Annotated in this window: 4 protein-coding genes; 1 reads left to right on the top strand and 3 read right to left on the bottom strand. The window is 39.7% G+C overall.

Features of this window, described 5'->3' with window-relative positions; all coding sequences use genetic code 11:
- Positions 1-125 precede the first annotated feature (125 nt).
- Positions 126-941 (top strand): ABC transporter permease, encoded by an 816-nt coding sequence (locus BUB77_RS28930; RefSeq protein WP_242962611.1) that lies wholly within the window; start codon positions 126-128, stop codon positions 939-941.
- 473 nt (positions 942-1414) lie between these two features.
- Here BUB77_RS28930 and BUB77_RS28920 read toward each other — a convergent pair whose 3' ends face one another.
- From BUB77_RS28920 to BUB77_RS28910, 3 genes are all read right to left on the bottom strand, one after another.
- Positions 1415-1816, bottom strand: a complete 402-nt coding sequence (locus BUB77_RS28920; protein WP_278277767.1) for an IS110 family transposase — start codon at positions 1814-1816, stop codon at positions 1415-1417.
- A 1029-nt stretch (positions 1817-2845) separates the two neighbouring features.
- Positions 2846-3256, bottom strand: a complete 411-nt coding sequence (locus BUB77_RS28915) for an Imm1 family immunity protein (protein ID WP_073280629.1) — start codon at positions 3254-3256, stop codon at positions 2846-2848.
- 15 nt (positions 3257-3271) lie between these two features.
- A complete protein-coding gene (locus BUB77_RS28910; RefSeq protein ID WP_278277766.1) occupies positions 3272-3805 on the bottom strand; it encodes a deaminase in 534 nt (177 codons plus the stop codon).
- Positions 3806-3873: the final 68 nt, after the last annotated feature.

The raw sequence follows: 3873 nt of genomic DNA, 5'->3' as shown, positions 1-3873 counted from the left end.
GTCTGCGGTATGCAATGGGAGCAAAGCGTGAAAGAAAAAGCACTTTCACACTCCATTATCTATGGCAGTACCGCAGACAGGTCTGCGGTATGCAATGGGAGCTAATATGAAAGGAGGAGAAATCTATGATGTTGCGCATGATAAAGACTGAGTTTGAAAAATTAAAGCGGCTTCATATATTATTGATTGGTCTGATAGGAATGGCTTTTCCCGCAATCCTGTCTATATTTACGCAAGCGGTAGTCACAGAGGAAGGAAAAGTAGAGAATTTTGATTTCTCGGCTCTGTTTAATAGTTCTATCTGGAACAACGTTACGATTTTCATGCCTGTCATTTTCACATTGATAGGAGGATATTTAATCAACCGGGAATACACGGATAACACTCTGAAAAACATCTTGCCTGTGCCGGTAAGCTTTCAGCGCCTGCTGTTCGGAAAACTGTTGGCAATGGGAACCTTAAGTGTACTGTTTGGATTTTACAGTTATACTGTAACGCTGATCGTTGGATTGTTTTCCGGAATTCCGGGACTTAATGCCGGGGTTCTATTTACCGGGCTTTTGCAGATGCTAGGTATATCGCTTTTCACATATATCGCGGTTCTGCCAATCATAGCTGTTTCAAGCAGGAAGCCGGGAATTTTTATGGGTGGTGTTATTGCAGCCTTTCTCTTTGGATATAGCGCCATGTTTATCAAGAATGTCACGATGCGAAGCCTGTACCCAATCCTGTCGGGACTGACGGTTATGGGATTCGATACGGGAACATTTATGAACACCACTGAACCCGGAAATTTAACCTTGTCCATAGCAGCTTTGACTGTCATGCTTGTGCTCACAGCCGTGCTAGTGATGCTGGCATACCCATCACAGGCAGCTTCCAAGAGTAAAAAGCACAAAACAGCAGGTATGTTCCTCAGACCGGGACAAAAAGGGCGATAATTTCTGACAGAGAGGTGGTCTCTTTTGAAGAAGCGATTATTGACAATAGCAACAGTGGAACGGCTAAGTTGGTTCTTTAATCTAGGTCGGATGGTCCGCAAATTCTGCTGGAATGCTCAGGGGAGTTTTCCGAAACACTTGAATTGCATCCACTGGCCACTACATTTCCGTTGATGGAACTGTCTTTACAGACTCTGCCGAATTAGAAATCAAATGAAAGAAAATGAATGAGGTGATACATATCATGAAAAACAAAGTTTTAAGTACAATTGCTTTGATTACTATTTTTATCATCCCATTGACGGTTGTTTTCTTTTGGAGGCCCGATAACCCTAATGCAACCGCCCTGCTCATTGGTTATTCTATCTTTATAGCGTTTAGCTTCTGTTATTCGCTTTTCCTGTTAATCAAAAAGCATTTAAAAGACACAAATACCAAGATTGCTCTTGGTGTAAACAGTCTATATCTTGCTGCTATTTTGATTTTGGTAGTAATCCCGCGTTTAATTTGATAAACCAAGAACGGCTCACTGTTGGTTCGTGATAAAGCGCATTCACCAGTTGTGCCAGCGTCCATTCGTTATCTTTTGGCTTTGCATCCGGCAAGGTATGTAACTGATTAATCATAACCGTTGCCACACAATATGCATCATGCTCATCATTTTTTCGGTACATGGGTGCGCTTTTTCTCTGGTCATACGCCAGAGCAGGATTGATATCCTTCACGATGTAACCATTTTCAATCAGCCAGACAGCTAAGCTTCTGCCGTAGCCATAAGCATTCTCCAATCCATAAATGGGTTCAAGTCCAAGAATACTGGACTTCCTGTTCACCTTTTCCGCCAGCTTCTTAAATTCACTGGGCTTGTTTTCAATGACAACAACCTCTAACTTTTCATTCTAGCAGTTTACCTTCACTGCAGTATGTGTTTCCTTATGCAGGTCAATCCCTACATAAAGCAGATTTTCTCTTTTCTGCAATTCTCTCCCTCCTGATCTTGTTTCCAATCAATAAGTCCCCGTACCGGCAACCTCAGATGACAGCGTTAACTCTAAATGAGTCCGCAAGGGTTCGACAGCCTATCTACAACAAACCAATGGATGAAAGGACAAGTTATTTCTTTTATTGGTTGTTGATGTTAACTCTGTATGGATTTCATTGCAAGTCATTTCTGGATTTATTTTCAGGAGAAGAAACGGCAGAAAAAAGAACGGAAAAGGGAGCTACAGAAAGGGGGATTTTACCCCCCTGTAACCCCCGGTAGCCCCATTTTACCATAGAACCAATTTCCTGTAAATCCCATGGTTCACCATGAACTCTGGGGTAGGCAGATATCACAAACCAATGGCAACGTAGATTTGATGTCCCATTCCCAGTTAGCCCTGTATCGCAAAATATCGCCCCTGTATGACCTTTGAAACCGTTAGTAGAACATGTTGCCATTCAAGCCTTACTAAGCCTTGTTGGGCAAATTTGAAAAGAATTGCGTTTTCCTTTTTATCTGATAAATGTTTGGATTGATGCTACTGACTGTTCATCTACCTGTTGCGCTATCGTAAAAGTATCGAATATATGCCAATTTTTACAATGCTCCAGGTCGCATATCTGCAATAATTTTAAAATCTGGTGACATAAAATTTCCGTTCATCTCTCGTCTTAAAACAAAGGTGAACCATGGGGCGAAAATGATGCAGGTTAAAGGCAGGTGCACCTTACGGTGCTCCTGCCTGTTTACAGCAGTCGGCAATGCCGACTGTATAAGGATCATAAGCAGAAATGATAAATTTTTCGGGTGACTGTGAATTGCATAAAATCACCTATCCGGTGGCTATAGCTGATCTGTAATGAGCTAATTAAAATTGATTCCAGGTGTCTACGCTGATACTCCTAACAATTTTTCTAAACTAACTTCTATATTTCCATTTCAATGTTTCTTCTACTTTCCCTACCATACAAAAAGTTTTTGAAGCTAGCAAAACTTTATCTATAGTAACACAAATATCCTCTTCAAAATCTCCTAATTGCCCTCCTGTAACTAATTTAAGAATATTATCATGTCTACCACTAGGATTAATCAAATCGTAAAAGGACTCATTGTCATCTAATGTTATAAAAACATTATAAAAACCGTTATTTCCACCACCTATACATATAAAAGCATCATCTATTTCATTGCTAAGTATTACCTGTGTACATTTAGAGCCATCTAAAGACTTTATTAACTTTTCTGCTATATCCCAAGTTAAATCTTCAATCATCCCCCCAATATCTACGTTATTTTCCCATTCATCATATACTGCTTTCTTTACATACATAAATCTATCACTCCTTTATCTTATCGTTTTAGGAACAGGTTTGGGAAATGGATTTGGTATTGGCTTCACTTGTGGATTAAAAGTTATAGGAGCATTATTGGGTGAAACAACCGTAAGATCATTAATTCCCATATCCTTCGCCATAGAACGTATTCCACCATAATATCCACATGATGCGCATGCAGGTCTATCAGTTATAAGTGTAGCTGAAGTTCCTTCTACACCGCTCGTCTTTGCATTATAAAATGCCAATCCTTCCGCGTGAGTTGCAGTTTGAGCATTTACACTAAAAGCGCCTTTTACTTCATCTTGCATTCCGTGCCCATTATGCCCATAATATTCATTATCTCCAAAAATCAATTTTGCAGCAGTATGCTTATCATCAACACTTCCAGCAACAGGCATCCCTTGACTTTGTCTATAATCTGCTAAATCTTGAAAATCTTTTTCATATCCTACAGTTTTTACTTGATTTTTACTATCAACTACGCTAGATTCCTGCCCCGAACCCTCAGGTGGAGTACTGACATATCCGACAAAGGGTAAAATCTTTATTCAATTAAAAAAATTATAGCACGTCTTTGTGCTGTTTTTAAATAGAAAATTTACTGTTCTTT

Source organism: Anaerocolumna jejuensis DSM 15929, assembly GCF_900142215.1.
GTDB classification, from domain to species: domain Bacteria; phylum Bacillota; class Clostridia; order Lachnospirales; family Lachnospiraceae; genus Anaerocolumna; species Anaerocolumna jejuensis.
The sequence above is the reverse complement of the archived record's forward strand: the minus strand, read 5'-3'. Positions and strand labels throughout refer to the sequence as shown.

Excerpts from the sequence above, each read along its gene's own strand:
- BUB77_RS28930 (WP_242962611.1), top strand. The coding sequence starts at position 126 with ATGATGTTGCGCATGATAAAGACTGAGTTTGAAAAATTAAAGCGGCTT.
- BUB77_RS28915 (WP_073280629.1), bottom strand. The coding sequence starts at position 3,256 with ATGTATGTAAAGAAAGCAGTATATGATGAATGGGAAAATAACGTAGAT.